Annotated in this window: 13 protein-coding genes; 7 read left to right on the forward strand and 6 right to left on the reverse strand. The window is 50.0% G+C overall.

Going from position 1 to position 15,377, the window contains the following annotated elements:
* Positions 1 to 37: 37 nt before the first annotated feature.
* Complete coding sequence (gene pdxH / locus AMJAP_RS14965; protein ID WP_019622636.1) at positions 38 to 691, reverse strand: pyridoxamine 5'-phosphate oxidase; 654 nt, start codon at positions 689 to 691, stop codon at positions 38 to 40.
* Between the two features lie 28 nt (positions 692 to 719).
* Entirely contained in the window at positions 720 to 1,598 is an 879-nt protein-coding gene (locus AMJAP_RS14970) for a fructosamine kinase family protein (RefSeq protein ID WP_019622635.1), read from the reverse strand.
* Positions 1,599 to 1,635: 37 nt separating this feature from the next.
* Between AMJAP_RS14970 and AMJAP_RS14975 the strand changes: the two genes are divergently transcribed.
* The 4 genes from AMJAP_RS14975 to AMJAP_RS14990 are packed head-to-tail and all read left to right on the forward strand — an operon-like array spanning position 1,636 to position 6,272.
* Positions 1,636 to 2,271, forward strand: a complete 636-nt coding sequence (locus AMJAP_RS14975; RefSeq protein ID WP_019622634.1) for a paraquat-inducible protein A — start codon at positions 1,636 to 1,638, stop codon at positions 2,269 to 2,271.
* On the forward strand, positions 2,264 to 2,929 hold the full coding sequence (locus AMJAP_RS14980; RefSeq protein WP_019622633.1) for a paraquat-inducible protein A: 666 nt from the start codon (positions 2,264 to 2,266) through the stop codon (positions 2,927 to 2,929). Before AMJAP_RS14975 ends, AMJAP_RS14980 begins: the two co-directional genes overlap by 8 nt.
* Positions 2,926 to 5,568: an MlaD family protein gene (locus AMJAP_RS14985; RefSeq protein WP_019622632.1), complete on the forward strand. Its 2,643-nt coding sequence runs from the start codon at positions 2,926 to 2,928 to the stop codon at positions 5,566 to 5,568. Before AMJAP_RS14980 ends, AMJAP_RS14985 begins: the two co-directional genes overlap by 4 nt.
* Before the next feature lie 32 nt (positions 5,569 to 5,600).
* The gene (locus tag AMJAP_RS14990; RefSeq protein ID WP_019622631.1) at positions 5,601 to 6,272 is read left to right on the forward strand and encodes a hypothetical protein; all 672 of its coding nucleotides are present in this window, start codon (positions 5,601 to 5,603) and stop codon (positions 6,270 to 6,272) included.
* Between the two features lie 73 nt (positions 6,273 to 6,345).
* Here AMJAP_RS14990 and AMJAP_RS14995 read toward each other — a convergent pair whose 3' ends face one another.
* From AMJAP_RS14995 to AMJAP_RS15005, 3 genes are read right to left on the reverse strand one after another with little or no spacing between them, the layout of a single operon-like run.
* Complete coding sequence (locus AMJAP_RS14995; protein WP_019622630.1) at positions 6,346 to 6,993, reverse strand: DUF2959 domain-containing protein; 648 nt, start codon at positions 6,991 to 6,993, stop codon at positions 6,346 to 6,348.
* Between the two features lie 33 nt (positions 6,994 to 7,026).
* On the reverse strand, positions 7,027 to 8,025 hold the full coding sequence (locus AMJAP_RS15000; RefSeq protein WP_019622629.1) for a hypothetical protein: 999 nt from the start codon (positions 8,023 to 8,025) through the stop codon (positions 7,027 to 7,029).
* Positions 8,022 to 8,891 carry an alpha/beta fold hydrolase gene (locus tag AMJAP_RS15005; protein ID WP_019622628.1) on the reverse strand — a complete coding sequence of 290 codons (870 nt, stop codon included), beginning with the start codon at positions 8,889 to 8,891 and terminating at the stop codon, positions 8,022 to 8,024. Before AMJAP_RS15005 ends, AMJAP_RS15000 begins: the two co-directional genes overlap by 4 nt.
* 207 nt (positions 8,892 to 9,098) lie before the next feature.
* On the opposite strand from AMJAP_RS15005, the gene AMJAP_RS15010 reads away from it, so the two are divergent.
* On the forward strand, positions 9,099 to 10,409 hold the full coding sequence (locus tag AMJAP_RS15010; protein WP_019622627.1) for an efflux RND transporter periplasmic adaptor subunit: 1,311 nt from the start codon (positions 9,099 to 9,101) through the stop codon (positions 10,407 to 10,409).
* Positions 10,410 to 10,412: 3 nt separating this feature from the next.
* Complete coding sequence (locus tag AMJAP_RS15015; protein ID WP_019622626.1) at positions 10,413 to 13,559, forward strand: efflux RND transporter permease subunit; 3,147 nt, start codon at positions 10,413 to 10,415, stop codon at positions 13,557 to 13,559.
* Between the two features lie 59 nt (positions 13,560 to 13,618).
* On the opposite strand, the gene AMJAP_RS15020 is transcribed toward AMJAP_RS15015, so the two are convergent.
* The gene (locus AMJAP_RS15020) at positions 13,619 to 13,975 is read right to left on the reverse strand and encodes a PilZ domain-containing protein (RefSeq protein WP_019622625.1); all 357 of its coding nucleotides are present in this window, start codon (positions 13,973 to 13,975) and stop codon (positions 13,619 to 13,621) included.
* A 180-nt stretch (positions 13,976 to 14,155) separates the two neighbouring features.
* Here AMJAP_RS15020 and dapC point away from each other — a divergent pair, with 180 nt between their 5' ends.
* Positions 14,156 to 15,373 (forward strand): succinyldiaminopimelate transaminase, encoded by a 1,218-nt coding sequence (gene dapC / locus AMJAP_RS15025; protein ID WP_019622624.1) that lies wholly within the window; start codon positions 14,156 to 14,158, stop codon positions 15,371 to 15,373.
* Positions 15,374 to 15,377 lie beyond the last annotated feature (4 nt).

Genomic DNA, 15,377 nt, shown 5'->3' on the forward strand with positions numbered 1-15,377 from the left:
ATTTTCTCTGCTAACAATGCTATAGCTTATAGCCGGCTCAGGGCGAAAGCCGGTCAACCTGCCACTCGCCTTCGTTCTCGGTATAACTAAACCGATCATGTAAGCGGCTTTCTCGTCCCTGCCAAAACTCAAAGTGAGTAGGAATCAGGCGATACCCTCCCCAAAACTCAGGGTAAGGAATATCGCCGTCAGGGTGTTGTTGCTGCATCTCATCTACCGCTTGCTCCAGGACATTACGGCTTTCGACCACAGAGCTTTGGCAAGACACCGCGGCGCTAAGCCTGCTTCCAACCGGGCGTTCATTGAAATACTTACGTCCCTGTTCGGCAGATAGTTTCTCTACCCGCCCCTGAATGCGTACCTGACGCTCAAGGCCATACCAGTAGAACATGATCTCAGCCTGGGGATTCTCAGCCAGTTCCTGACCTTTACGGCTACGATAGTCGGTATACCAGGCAAAGCCTTCAGCATCAAAATGCTTTAATAACACAATACGTGCCGATGGCATGCCCGTGGCGCTGGCGGTAGCCAGGGTCATTGACGTGGCATCATCCGGACTGTATTCAGTCGCGGTCTGCATCCAGTCAGCAAACTGCTGTAGCGGGTCGGCCGAAAGATCAGACCGGTTAAGAGGTTGTGCCACATATTCACGGCGTAGGGCTTTAAAATTGCCCTGATCGGATTGACTCATAAATAACCTGAACACTAATACTTAATATTTAGCCGCTATAGTACTTCACTATGCGCTCAACATCACGGTGATAAGCCCCGCCAAACAACAACAGATGATTCAGATAGTGGTAGAGATTATAAAGTTCACTCCGGGAGCGCCAATCAGGCTGAACATCGCTGTAATATTGATAAGCCTGATATAAGCGCTGACTGAATCCACCAAACATCTGCGTCATCGCCAGCTCTGCCTCAGCCCAGCCATAGTAGACCGAAGGGTCAATCAGAGCCGGCTCTCCCTGCGACCCTGTCATTATATTCCCCGACCACAGGTCACCGTGTAACAGTACCGCAGGCTGTTCTGGCAACCAACGGTAAAGCGATTCACTCAGTGTCAATAACTGCTCAAATAGCGCTGTCGTTATCAAGCCCTGCGCTAAACACTGCTGGCCCAGAGCCTGATAACGTTGCCGGGCATAAAAATCAAAGCCGTTCTCATGCCAATGGTTTAACTGGCGAGTATTGCCACAAAACGTATCGTAAGCGAAACCAAAGCGATCATTTTTGCAGTGATGCTGGAACGCTAATCCTCTGCCTAAATGCTCATCAAAATCTGTTGAAGGCTCAACAGGGGTAAGGTATTCCAACAGTAAACAGAGTCCCTCTTGCAGAATCACTTTTGGAGTACAAAGAGCCTCTGGGCCGGACAAACGCAGGGATTCAAGTCCGCCAGCCTCGGCTGCGCCCTGTTCTGAAGAGCCCTCCGGCATCTGCTTCAAAACCAGCTCCAGCACAGCCCCTTTTGACGTTTGCAGACTCAGCTTAGCAATATCCGCAACACAACCGCCACTGAGTGGTGTTATCGTGCCAAGCGTCAGGGACTGATGTTGCAGCCATTCAACTATGGGTTGAGGTATTAAATCTGGCATACTCTGTTTTCAGCTTCCAAATAAGGCTTCTATAACAATGCAAGGTACTCCCACACATCTGATCGCCTGTCACGAATGTGATCTGTTGATTGAACGGGTTGTAAATCAACCCGATCAGGATGTTATCTGCCCGCGTTGTCATGCCCGTTTATATTACACCACCCTGAATACTATTGAGCGTCTACTGGCTCTCTCCCTCGCTGGCCTTATTCTATTTATTCCGGCCAATCTGTTTCCGATACTCAGCTTGCGGGTATTTGGCCAGAGTCAGAGTGAGATTATTCTCCAAAGCGCACTCTCGCTGTATGAAGGAGGGCTCATAGTGGTTGCCCTGCTCATCCTGCTGTTTGCTATTGTTGTCCCTCTGATACAGCTAATCGCTCTGTTTTATATTAGCTTCACTCTTCACTATCGCTGGGAAGGCAGGCTGTTACGCCAGGCCATGCACAGCTATCAACACCTGCGTGGCTGGGGGATGCTGGAAATCTTCTTGCTGGGGGTGCTGATATCCATTATTAAGCTTAAAGATATCGCGGATCTTGAGATCGGTCTGGGGCTCTACAGTCTGGCAGCACTGATTGTTGTCATTACGCTGAGCAGTGTCTTTTTCAACCCTCACCAGATCTGGCATCAGATTGATCTGCACCGAAAACAGAGCCGTTCCCATGACTGACCCAACAACGGCTTTTCGCTCAGCCCGTAGCAGCGGTTACCTGCTCTGCAGCGACTGTGAGAAACTGCATTACCTTCATCAGGAAGGACAACATTGCGATCGCTGTGGCACACATTTGCATAGCCGAATTGCCAACTCTATGAGTCTGAGCTGGGCCTGTCTGATAGCCTCAATACTATTATTTCTACCGGCCAATCTGCTCCCTATCATGACCTTTAAAACCTTCGGTCAGGGTGAGCCCAGCACCATTATGGGTGGTGTACTCCATCTGCTGGAACAGGATATGCTGATGATCGGTCTGGTTGTCTTAATCGCCAGTATCGTAGTACCCGTCCTGAAAATGATCGCCCTGACCATTTTGCTCTGTACCGTACAATTTGGTTTACAGACCAACTTACGTCAGAAGACAATGATGTTTCGGGTCGTCGAGTGGATCGGTCGCTGGTCGATGCTGGATATTTTTGTAATTGGCATTCTGGTCGCACTGGTACAACTGGGCAGTATTGCTCATATTGAAGGCAACCATGGAGCCACCGCTTTTGCCATTGTAGTATTATTGACCATGTTTTCGGCTATCGCTTTTGATACCCGGCTAATTTGGGATAATGGAACGTCGGACTTACCTGCCGACAGTACTGATCATAAGGATGACTCATGAGCACCCCGGCTTCAGACAACAATGCCGCAACGCCCATTATAAAACGCCATAAAGGCCCTTCCGTTGTATGGCTATTGCCTTTTCTCGCCGCACTGATTGCTGGCTGGCTGGTCATTAAGAGCTATCAGGATGCCGGCATTATGATCGAAGTGCAATTTGAGACTGCCGAAGGCCTGGAAGCGGGAGTCACCAAAGTCATGTACCGGGGCCTCCCCACCGGAATGATCAAAAGCCTGAAACTCAATGAGGATTTAAAAAGCGTCACCGCGATGATCGAAATGGAGAAAGAGACGTCAGAAATTCTGGTTGAAGGCTCTCGTTTCTGGCTGGTCAAACCGCAGATATCCCTCAGTGGGGTTAAAGGCCTGAATACACTACTCTCAGGTTATTACATTGAATTACAGCCAGGCAGTGGCCACGAGCGATTAAACTTTATTGCTGATAATGAGCCGCCGCCTCCCCTGAAGGATCGCAAGGGTCTTTATCTCTCCTTATTGGCCGACTCAGCCCAATCAATACAGCGCGGGGCAAAGGTGTATCATCGCCAGATAGAGGTGGGAGAGGTCATTAATTTCGGGTTGACCAATAACGCCAGCCAGATTCGTATTGAGCTCTTTATCGAACCCGCCTACAGCCACCTGATCAGTGACAGCACCCGTTTCTGGAATGCCAGTGGCATAAGTCTGAAAGCAAACCTGTCTCAGGTAAACCTGCGTTTCGGCTCATTAGCCGCCATCATCGCCGGCGGTATTAGCTTCTATACACCACCGGACGATGACAGCAAACTCACTCCGGACCATGAATTTAACCTGTTTCCAGATTTCGAGGCGGCTGAAGATGGCTTAGTGGTTAACGTTAAGTTTCCTGCCCGCACCGATATGCATGAAGGGATTCGGGTAATGAGTGAAGGGATACAGATTGGCCGGGTACAAAGCCTTGAATTGAGCAGCGATCTGTCCACGCTCAACGCCCGCTTGCTTATCGATCCCCGTGCCCGCCCGCTGTTACGAAGTGGTAGCCAGTTCTGGCTACCCAAACCTACATTTTCATTAACCCAGCTGCAAAATATCGGCGAACTGATCCAGGGTTCTGCTGTTCAATTACTGCCCGGGCCAGGAACACCACAGTTTGAATTTTCTGCGCTCAACAGAGCGCCTGCCCGCAGACCTGGAACAGCGGGACTGGACATCAGCTTCGAGAGCGAACAACTAGGCTCTATCAATTTCGGTTCCCCCATCATGTATCGGCAGATTCCTGTGGGCGAAGTACGTGGCTATGAGTTAACCGGAGATGGATCAAAAGTACTGATCCACGGGACGATCAGGCAGGAATATAGCAATCTGGTAAAACGGAGCAGCCGCTTCTGGGAAGAAAGCGGCATAAAACTCAAAGCAGGTGTTGATGGTGTTGAACTGAAAAGCAGTTCGCTCAGCACTGTTATTAATGGCGGTATAGGATTCTTCACCCCGGATATCAAAGATCAAAAGCCCGTCGGTAAGGATCAAAAATTCCATCTGTTTCGTAACTTTGACAACGCCAGTCAGCATGGCCGCTTACTCTATCGGGAAAACGCCGATAAACTGCCTATCCGGGTTAAAGCAGAGTCTCTGGGTTCAATCACCAGTGGTGCCCCGGTGCTCTACAAACAACTCCAGGTGGGCAGCGTAAGCCATTACGCGCTATCTGCCGAGGATGATAGTGTCGTTGTCCATCTGTTAATCGACAAACCGTATCGCCATCTGGTGACAGATCAAAGCCGTTTCTGGAATGCCAGTGGTATCGACGCAAGCCTGAGTCCCAGCGGAGTGAATATTCACAGCGAATCTTTTCAGACGCTGTTACGCGGTGGAATCGCCTTCGCCAACCTCCAGAAAAACGGTGATAGCGCGGTCAACCGCCAGATGTTCACTCTCTTCAGCAAACGCACTAAAGCATTGCAACGAGGCCCCAGTATCAGCGTTACCTTCCCTGCTGGCCCTGATATCACTACCGGAGCCAAAGTTCGCTTCAAAGGACTGGAGATGGGCGAGGTGGAGCAGGTCACTCTGGTCGATAATCAAGGCACTATCAAAGCCAACATCGCCCTGACCTATGAAGGGCGGCTGCTAGCCCACCAACACACTCAATTCTGGATCGCTGCTCCGCGTATTAACCTCTCCGGTGTCGATTACCCTGAAACTCTGATCCAGGGCAACCATATCGAGGCCTTACCAGGCAATGGTAATTCACAACTCATCTTTACAGGTTTACCCGAAAGGCCCGCCAACCGGGATCTGCCAGGCTTAAATATTATTTTAGAAACTCAACAGTTGGGCTCGCTGGATATCAACAGCAATCTTTATTTCCGCGGAATGCCGGTGGGGTCAGTATCCGGGTATGAACTCAGTGAAGACAGTCAAACAGTAAGATTATTTATTAATATAAAAACCCGCTATAAAAAGCTGGTCACCCCAGCCAGTCAATTCTGGAATATCGGCGGCATTAATGCAGAATTTGGTCTTTTTAAAGGCCTGAAAGTAGAGACAACTAATTTGGAAAGTTTTGTACAGGGCGGCATCGCCTTCAGTACCTCCAGAGACATGGGACAGCCCGTCACCTCCGGATATAAATTCCAACTCCATGGCCAGGAGCCCGACTGATGCTCTGGCTAAAGACCATTAGGCTATGTGGGATGAGCCTTCTCATTCTGCTGCTGTCAGGCTGTGTCGCCAACCCGCCTTCCGACTTCAAAATCAGTGATCTGGCCAAAAGCGATATTGATAATGTCACCGATATGCACATTAGTCAGGTTCGTATGCTCACCCGCGAATTAACAATTAAACTCTACAAACGAAACCCAAGTGAGCTTGCAAAAGCACCTCCCGGGACGACGGTAAAAAAACGTATACAACAGCTACTGGACACTCCCAGAACCCGAAGATTTAAAGAGCTGAACGGCGCCGAGGAAATCAAAGCTATACAGCTCAGTTTTAATGAGGAATTTCAAGGAGACCGGGTATTTGCTTTGATGGTGGGCATCAGCAGCATGCTTAATGCTGCCTATAATTACCAGGATGAATTTTTCTTACTCGATGCGATAGACCAGCAGAAACTCTATAACAGCGCCCGAAATCTGGAGATCATCGCCTGGCAATTGAATAATCGAAAAAATAGTCGGAATAAACCCTATATTCTTAGTAATAGCATCTCAGCAACGGGCATCCGCAACCTTAGCTATGAGCGAATTTTCGGTAAACTGATCAGCCTGCAGGACATGATGGCACTGCTGGTTGCCGATAGAACCAATCGTACCATCACCCGGGTAGTCCAGAGTGCTGCATCGATGACCTTCCTGCCTATTTGATAAAATCTTCTAGGAGCCGCTTCCAGCAGCGATAGCTATATCTCGCGGTTGGAAGCAGCTCCCACTTAATATTTTACTGTCTCATCTCTTTAATAAACTGATCCGACGCTTGAATAGAGCGCTTCATCTCCAGCACCAACCTATCAATATCCCGCTTAATCCCGCCGAACTCCCCTTTCAAAGAGCCTATCGCCCGGGCATTGAGGTTATGTTTAAGAAACAGGGTATTATCCCTCAAAGCGGATAATACGGGCTGCATCTTTGCCTCGGCGCGTTTCAGGCTAGTGTGCAAAGATCGGTAGCGGGCTTTGGTGTTTTTAAGTGCCTGAGCGCTCTGGCTGCGTAATTTAGTGCTGCTGTACTGTTCTAACTCCTCTTCCCACTCATCAAACAGCGCCTCAGCAACATCTTCAACCTGGCGGATATGACCACTAACAGATTCCGCCGCCGCTTCGCTATCATCATAAGCAGACTGCATATCGTCATAGACCGCCTCCAGCTCGCCTCCGTCAAAGTTAACCACTTTCCGGAACTGCTCCAAAGCAGAAACAAACTCCTCCTGAGCTTCATCCTGAGCGGTTTGGGTATCTTCAACGCGATCGACTAAAATTTCACGTTTATGAATACCCACTTTTTCCATTGCTGAGTAATAGGCACTCTGGCAACCACTGAACAGCGGCACAGACAGCAACATCACACAGACTAAAACAATACGTTTCATTAAAATTCCTTATGATCAGGCTTCGGCACAAACTTATAACGGTTTGTTGATACGAATTTTACCGATTTTATGATTCACATTCAGCTCCAGACAGACATCCGCGCGACGGGGCATCTCTTCCAGCATATTGCGAGTCAGGCGTTCATAATGCTGTATAAAACGCCTGATTTCCCTGTCATTCATAATCCGCAGGTGCTGAGTAGGCTGCTGAGTATCATAGAAATAGCGGACTCTTTCCGCCAGTTTTTTCTCCTGCTGAGAACGCCACTCATACACTGATTCCATACTTGGCACTTTCAACATAATCAACACGTCCATCAACTCAAATAGTTCTTTATAGCTGCCTTTAAGTTGCTGATTCACATAAGTACGCCAAAAACCCAGAGGGTCCTCACTGCGCTCAAGATCATTCACTGACTCACTCAGAGCGTCCTCTTCCTGAGCAATAGCACCAACACACCAGCCTTCTAAAACAATCACATCCGCTTCACCGGTCCACTCTTGCCACAGGGCAGTAGGACACCGATCATCGATTGATTTATCAAACACCGGGATTTTAACGTTACGCCCCTCTTCACCGAACTCCCCTTTAAGACCCCGTATCAACTCGATACCCAAATCAATATCATGGGAGCCGGGAACACCCCGGGTTTGCATCAAAGGATGCACCGAATGAGCCAGCGCTTCTCGCTCTTGACGGGTTTTGTAGAGATCATCAATCGACAGTCCGACAACTTTCAGACCAAACCCTTCTTCCAGGATCACCTCGATCAGATTAAACAGCGTCGATTTGCCAGCCCCCTGCGCACCATTAATACCCACCACCAGAGGCCCCTGTTGTCGATCCTTTCGGGCAACCAGCCAGGCACCTAAGGGGACGTATATCGTCTCTAGCAGCTCTACCAGACCGATATCGACCTTCAGTGACTCCAGTGTCGACGCAAACGCCTGCTCAACTTTACCAACAGCCTGTTCACGCGCCTCATCGCTCAGGCAAAGCTGATCAGAGGGCCACCGGGTCAGCGAACTCATGAAACGTCATCCTGCTTGTGGGCGCGATTATTTCGCAGCCATTGCTGTATCGCGACAATCTGCTCCGTTTCCATCAACGAAGGCGCATGGGCTATTCCAGGTATCCGATAGAGATCAAGATCAGGGCGTATGCTTTGCATCTTTTCCACCGTCTCAGCCGTTAAAACATCGGACTGATCTCCCCAGATCAGCATCTGAGGACAGTTAACAAGCCTCCAGACAGGCTCCAGCTCTATATCCTGATGCTGCGCTTCCTGCGTGCCTTCCGCCAGCCGGGGATCATAATGCATGCCATAATCGCCCTCTGATATTTCTCTGTGGCCATACCTGACCAGGTGCTGCCACTGACTATCGCTCAGATTACGGTAGGCGGTGTAGGTCTTACGCATATACTGTTCCAGCTCAGCTAAAGAACTGAAATGATGCTCGCCCACATACTGAGCGATCCGCTGAAGCGACTCTTTACCGATAAAACATCCAATATCATTCAACACCATAGAGCGAATAGGTGAATTCGGTAACGCCGCTAGACAGATACCGATAATTCCTCCCATAGAGGTCCCGACCCAATCCACCTGATCAACATCCAGGCGCGCCAGCAGTGTCGCCATATCGCTCATGTAGCGAGGGATATCGTAATTCACCCCTTGAGGCAGCCAGTCACTTTCTCCCCGCCCGGGCATGTCCGGGCAGATCACCCGATAATCCCGGGACAGCGCTAACGCCAGTTCATCAAAGTCACGACTATTTCGGGCCAGCCCATGCATACATACCAGTACCCGGTCATTATCAGCACTGCCCCATTCGTGATATACCACCCGATGAAATCCAAGAGGGTCGAGCGCCATCACTGATCTGGTTCGCATTACTATCTCCTGTCATCTGAATTGGGTATCTCTTACGTAACGCTACCATCTGGTAAAGAATTGTAAAGCACCAACAATTCTACTTACGCGCTCTGATAGATGTATTATGATTTGCGAATATACTAAGGTAGACGTGAACAGATCTCCTCGGGCTAGCAGCGACACCGGTGCACCTTACCCAACTTCCGGCATACAGATGGACAAGTAATGGCTGAACAGACAGAACAATCCTTTTTCCACAGACATAAGCGCTGGATGCTCCCTATCCTGATCATTGCGGGTGCGGTACTCATATTTATCGCGTTGAAAGCAACCAAACCCACAGCGCCCTCTCAGCCCATTCAAGAAAAGGTCTGGACGGTCAAAGTGGTTAACGCAGAATTTGCCAGCTACTCACCACAACTTTCACTTTATGGGCGTATCGAGTCACCGTCTTCCAGCACCCTCTCATCCTCGATAAACGCCTATATTGAAAGCCGCCACACCTCCGAAGGACAAAAAGTAGACGCTGGAGAGCTACTGATTCAATTGGATAACCGCGATGCCTCGCTAGCCCTGACCCAGAAACAAGCTGATGTGGATCGCATCAAAGCCTCGATAGAAGCAGAAAAGGTACGCTACCAGTCTAACCTTAAAGCATTGAAAATCGAAAAAGAGCTGGTCAGTCTCACACAACGAACCCTGGAGCGTTACCAGGACCTGAGTAGCCGTAAACTGGCCAGCCAGAATCAACTGGATGATGCCAGGAGAACTAAACAGCAGCAGGCTCTCTCCCTTAACAGCCGCCAGCAGTCCATTAACGATCACCCCAATCAGCTGGCGCAATTAACCGCACAGCTTAAGCAAGCGACTGCTCAGCGTGACAGTGCCGCTCTGGATGTGGAACGAAGCCAGATTACCGCACCGTTTACCGGCCGGATTGCCGAGATTAAAGTGGCCACCGGTGAAAGGGTGCGCAGTGGTGATGCCCTGCTGACTATTTATGACCTGAGTTCTCTGGAGGTACGGTCCCAGATTCCCGGCCGATACCTGCCGCAGATTCATCAACAACTCGACAAAGGTGAAGAGATAACCGCAACGGCATCACTCGACGGACAACCGTTGTCGCTGACTCTTGAACGCTTGGCCGCAGCCGTCAATAGCGGCAGCGCTGGCGTTGATGCCCTGTTTCGCATTAATTCCAGGGATTATCGCGGTGAACCTGGCCGGGCTTTATCTCTGGACCTGACTATGCCACAACAGGATAACCTTCTGGCACTGCCTCCACAGGCCATTTTCGGAACAGATAGGGTGTATACCTTAATCGATAGCCGACTGCAGGCCAGTACCATAGAAAGAGTTGGTGATTTCCGCGACAATCAGGGTCAGTCCAAAGTCCTGGTTCGCAGTTCCGTCATTCAAGCTGACGACCAGATTCTGGTCACCCAGCTACCCAACGCCGTCACCGGATTGCTGGTCGAAGTAGCCGCCGTCCAACCGGTGCTTAAGCCTGCCCCGACGACAGCCGGAGCGGAGTAATCTATGTCACAGAATCAAGGCCCGCTTAAAAACCTGATCACACTGTTCACTGAACATCGGGTCGCATCAAACCTGCTGATGATGTTGATGATTCTGGCCGGTATCTGGGGATTAAAAAAACTCAACACTCAGTTTTTCCCAACCTTTGAGCTGGATATTATTACCATCGCAGTGCCATGGAGTGGCGCTGCGGCAGAAGATGTGGAAAGTTCTATCATTCTGCCGATTGAGCGTGAGTTAAAATCGGTTAACGGTATTGATTCACTGTTTTCAACCGCCACTCAGGGATCTGCTTCCATTCGTCTGGAATTGGAAGAAAATAGCGATATTGCTTATATCCTTGATGAGGTAAAGCAGAAGGTCGATGGCATTACCAACCTCCCCGCCGATGCCGAAAAACCTATTGTTCAGCAAGTCATTCGCTACGATGATATTGCCCGTATACTGATCACCAGTCCCGCCGCAACCCCGGCAGAATTAAGAATTCTAGCCCGGCAATTCGAACGGGAACTACTGCAAAAAGGGATTCGCAAGATCGATTTCGTCGGCATGCCGGAAGAAGAGATCGCTATCCAGATATCCTCCAGTCGTCTGCATGAGCTGGGGCTGAGCCTGAGTGATGTAGCGGCAATTATCAATCAGCGCAGCGTTGATCTGCCGGCAGGTACTGCCGCACAAGGGGATGGATCACGACAGATTCGCAGCCTCAGCCAGCAACGCGATGTTGAAGGGTTCACCCAGCTACCGTTAATTACAAATAAAGATGGCCAGTTACTCCGGCTGGGGGATGTGGCCGCAATTGACTGGCGCAGCCAGGATAATCAAACCTACCTCACCTACCGGGGTCAGCCCGCAATCCAGCTATTGTTACGCCGTACTGAAAACGACGATACCCTCAAAGCAGCCGGATTAATGCGTGAATGGCTCGATGAACGACAGCCAACGCTACCGCCTGACATTCAGTTGATCGCTTTTGATGAAGGCTATGTTGCTATTCAGGACCGTATCAACCTACTGATTAAAAACGGTCTGGGCGGTTTAATCCTGGTCATCGCCACACTGTTTTTATTCCTCAATGCACGGGTCGCGTTCTGGGTAACCGTCGGCATTCCGATCTCCTTTATGGCTACCCTGGCGGTGCTTTACGGCATCGGCGGCAGTATCAATATGATCAGTCTGTTCGGTATGATAATGGCGCTGGGTATCATTGTTGATGACGCCATCGTGGTAGGTGAAGACACACTAACCCATCTACAGATGGGTGAACCTGGCCTTCAAGCCGCTATCGGGGGTGCCCACCGTATGCTGGCACCGGTTATGGCATCCTCGCTGACAACGGTGGCGGCTTTCCTGCCCCTGCTGCTGATTGGCGGTATTATCGGCAACATTCTGATCGATATTCCCACCGTGGTTATCTGTGTGATTGCCGCATCAGTAGTAGAGTGTTTTCTGATTCTTCCGGGGCATCTGCACCACAGTTTGCATAAGGCCGCAGATCTTCGCCCATCAAAAACCCGAATCAAACTGGATAACGCGTTTAATGACTTCAAAAACGGACGTTTTCGTGGCTGGGTAGAGAATGCCATCGAGTTTCGCTGGATAACCGTAACAATTGCCGTGGCGGCTTTCATTATTGCGATCGGTCTGGTCAACAGTGGCCGGATAAAATTTACCTTTTTCCCTGCGGTTGAGCTGGAAACCCTGAATGCCAATATTCAGTTCACCTCCGGCAGCAGCCCCGCCCAGGTCGATAACTTTCTCCTGCATCTGGACCAGACACTGCGACAAACCGAGCAGGAATTAGGCGGTAATCTGGTTAAGATGGCTTTGCAGATTCACCGTAAAACCAATAGTAGCCGAACCAGTCAGGGCGCCAGCCAGGGTGACGAATTCGGCGCACTCTATGTTCAGTTCACTCCGATCGACAGTCGGGAAGTCACCAACAGCAACATTATCCAGAAGTGGCGAAGTAAGATTATCCTGCCCGCCGGTATTGAAAAATTCACTATCGACCTGAAGCGCTCCGGCCCACCGGGTAAATCTCTCGAGGTCAAGCTGGTCGGCTCTGATGTTGAAAAACTGAAACAAGCATCCCTCGCCGTGCAAGATAGCTTGCGCCAGTATAACGGCGTCAGCAATGTCGATGATGATCTTCCCTTTGGTAAGTCTCAGCTGATTTATGAACTGACTCCTTCAGGTAAAACCACCGGCCTGACGCTAAATTCTGTTGGCCGCCAGTTACGAGCTGCATTTGATGGTCAACTGGTGCAGATCTTTAATCAGGGTGAAGATGAAATTGAGGTCAGAGTCGTACTGCCCGATAATGAAAGAGACCGCTTCAGTGCACTGGAAAACCTGCCGGTTCTGCTACCTGATGGCAGCAGTGCTCCACTGGCTAATGTTGTTCAGTTCTCTGATAAGCAGGGTCTTGACCGGTTGCAGCGGGTGGACGGTCAACTGGCAATCAAGGTCACAACCGATCTGGATGAATCCGTGGCGAATGCTAACGAGATTATCGCCGACCTGAGAGCCGGTAAGTTACAAAAGATAACCTCAGAATTCGGTGTACAGGCCAGCTTTGAAGGGCGTAATAAAAACCAGCGAGAAACCCTGGCCGATATGAAGATGGGATTATTGATCGCTTTGCTACTGATTTTTATCATTCTCAGCTGGGTTTTCTCGTCCTACAGCTGGCCACTGGCCGTTATGCTGGCGATCCCCCTCGGCCTGACCGGCGCTATTGCCGGACACCTGTTAACGGGACAAAATTTAACCATCCTGTCGCTGTTTGGCTGTTTCGGGCTATCGGGCATTGTCATAAACGATTCGATCGTCCTGATTACTTTTTACCAAAAATTGCGGCATCAGGGCTTGGCAGTCCATAAAGCCATTGTCGAAGCGGCTTGCCAGCGTCTGCGGGCGGTGCTGCTCACATCGCTGACGACAATTGCAGGCCTGACACCCATACTGTTTGAGACTTCGCTTCAGGCTCAGTTCCTGATCCCAATGGCAACCTCTCTGGTATTCGGACTAGCGTTCGGCACTATGCTGATCTTATTGGTTGTACCAGCACTTCTGGTGATGCTTGAGAATGGCAAAGCAGCGGTCAAATCGATGACTACGCGTAAAGCCCCGCCTCAGAGTACCTGACGCTCAGCCAGAAGAACGAAGAAGCCCGGTTAAACCGGGCTTTTATATTATCACCTCAATCACAGGCGCGCATGGTTATCCACATACGCGGATATAATCGCCATATCCTGTGGATTAAGATCGACAAACTTCATACCAAACTCAAAACGATCCTGAGAGAGCCGTCGAACACGGACTAACCGACAAACTTCGCTTAACTCTCTCCCGGGCATACTGAAACTAACCACATAATCTAATACCGCATTAGCACCGGTATTATCCAGCTTCAGGATATCTTCCAATTCATGATTTCCCCAAACGGCGATCCCGCCCAGACTAATATTAATAATCCGGGCGCCGGTGTTATCACCGGGGATTCCCACTTTAACCGGAAAATCAGTTTCAACCCGGGGATGAAATCGACTATCTGTAAGCACGCTTACCAACTCCCAACTACTTATCCGTTAATCTAAGCCTATGACGTTCACTCGTTATTGTCACTTAAGTGATCGGCCATTTCAGATAAACTTCAATAGATTCGCGGTTTCATTGGCCTGTCGGCTTCCATCCGGTATAATTTGCGCTCTTTTGACAGCGGCTAATTACAAGGCTTTTCAATGAATCCAGATCTGCACAAGCTCCAGCCATACCCTTTTGAGAAACTGGCTAAGCTCAAGGCCGGGGTAACACCTCCGGTCGACCTTGACCATATCGCTCTTTCAATTGGCGAGCCAAAGCACCCTTCGCCGGCCTTTGTGATGGATGAGCTCACCCGCAATCTGGACAAACTGGCAAATTATCCAACCACCGCTGGGACAATAGAGCTACGGCAAACAATCGCCGACTGGGCTACCCGTCGTTTTAAACTGCAGTCAGGGAGCCTGACCGGCGCCGATAATGTGCTGCCAGTACTTGGTACCCGCGAAGCTATTTTTGCCTTTACCCAATGCGCGATCGACAGAGCTCCGGCAGGTACTGAATCACCGTTATTGCTCTCGCCTAATCCGTTCTACCAGATCTACGAAGGGGCGGCATATTTATCCGGTGCTGAACCCTATTACCTTAGCTGTACAGCTGAGAATAACTTCGTACCTGATTTTGACAGCATATCCGAATCAGTCTGGCAGCGCTGCCAGCTGTTATTCCTCTGCTCCCCCAGTAACCCAACCGGGGCAGTTACTGACGCCAAAACCCTTGCTAAGCTGATTGCACTATCGGACCAGTATGATTTTGTGATCGCCTCGGACGAATGCTACTCCGAGATCTATTTCGACGAAGCACAGCCGCCAGTTGGTTTACTGGAAGTCTGCGCCCAGCTTGGCCGTCACGATTATAAGAACTGCATGGTATTTCATAGCTTGTCTAAACGTTCCAACCTGCCAGGGTTGCGATCTGGATTTGTGGCCGGTGATGCTTCTCTGATTAAGCCCTTTACCAGCTATCGGACCTATCATGGCTGCGCTATGTCTCTGCCAACTCAGCTAGCAAGTATCGCCGCCTGGAATGATGAGGCGCATGTGCTGGAAAACCGCGATAAATACCGCGATAAATTTGCCGCTGTTGTTGAGATTCTGTCGCCGGTCATGGATGTTAAATTCCCCGATGCTGGATTCTACCTATGGGCAGGCACACCTATCGCTGATGATCTGTTTGCTCAGGGACTATTTGAACAACAAAACGTAACGGTATTACCAGGAAGCTATGTTTCCAGAGCAGACCAGGCCGGAAATCTTCCAGGCGCAGGCCGGGTGCGTATGGCGTTGGTTGCCACACTGGACGAGTGCGTCGAAGGCGCATGGCGAATCCGCCGCTATGTTGAATCACTAAAAGGTTAAGGAC

Source organism: Amphritea japonica ATCC BAA-1530 (genome assembly GCF_016592435.1).
In the GTDB taxonomy this organism is placed as follows: domain Bacteria; phylum Pseudomonadota; class Gammaproteobacteria; order Pseudomonadales; family Balneatricaceae; genus Amphritea; species Amphritea japonica.

Coding starts and splice junctions, on each gene's coding strand:
- pdxH (WP_019622636.1), bottom strand. CDS start 691: ATGAGTCAATCCGATCAGGGCAATTTTAAAGCCCTACGCCGTGAATAT.
- AMJAP_RS14970 (WP_019622635.1), bottom strand. CDS start 1,598: ATGCCAGATTTAATACCTCAACCCATAGTTGAATGGCTGCAACATCAG.
- AMJAP_RS14975 (WP_019622634.1), top strand. CDS start 1,636: ATGCAAGGTACTCCCACACATCTGATCGCCTGTCACGAATGTGATCTG.
- AMJAP_RS14980 (WP_019622633.1), top strand. CDS start 2,264: ATGACTGACCCAACAACGGCTTTTCGCTCAGCCCGTAGCAGCGGTTAC.
- AMJAP_RS14985 (WP_019622632.1), top strand. CDS start 2,926: ATGAGCACCCCGGCTTCAGACAACAATGCCGCAACGCCCATTATAAAA.
- AMJAP_RS14990 (WP_019622631.1), top strand. CDS start 5,601: ATGAGCCTTCTCATTCTGCTGCTGTCAGGCTGTGTCGCCAACCCGCCT.
- AMJAP_RS14995 (WP_019622630.1), bottom strand. CDS start 6,993: ATGAAACGTATTGTTTTAGTCTGTGTGATGTTGCTGTCTGTGCCGCTG.
- AMJAP_RS15000 (WP_019622629.1), bottom strand. CDS start 8,025: ATGAGTTCGCTGACCCGGTGGCCCTCTGATCAGCTTTGCCTGAGCGAT.
- AMJAP_RS15005 (WP_019622628.1), bottom strand. CDS start 8,891: ATGCGAACCAGATCAGTGATGGCGCTCGACCCTCTTGGATTTCATCGG.
- AMJAP_RS15010 (WP_019622627.1), top strand. CDS start 9,099: ATGGCTGAACAGACAGAACAATCCTTTTTCCACAGACATAAGCGCTGG.
- AMJAP_RS15015 (WP_019622626.1), top strand. CDS start 10,413: ATGTCACAGAATCAAGGCCCGCTTAAAAACCTGATCACACTGTTCACT.
- dapC (WP_019622624.1), top strand. CDS start 14,156: ATGAATCCAGATCTGCACAAGCTCCAGCCATACCCTTTTGAGAAACTG.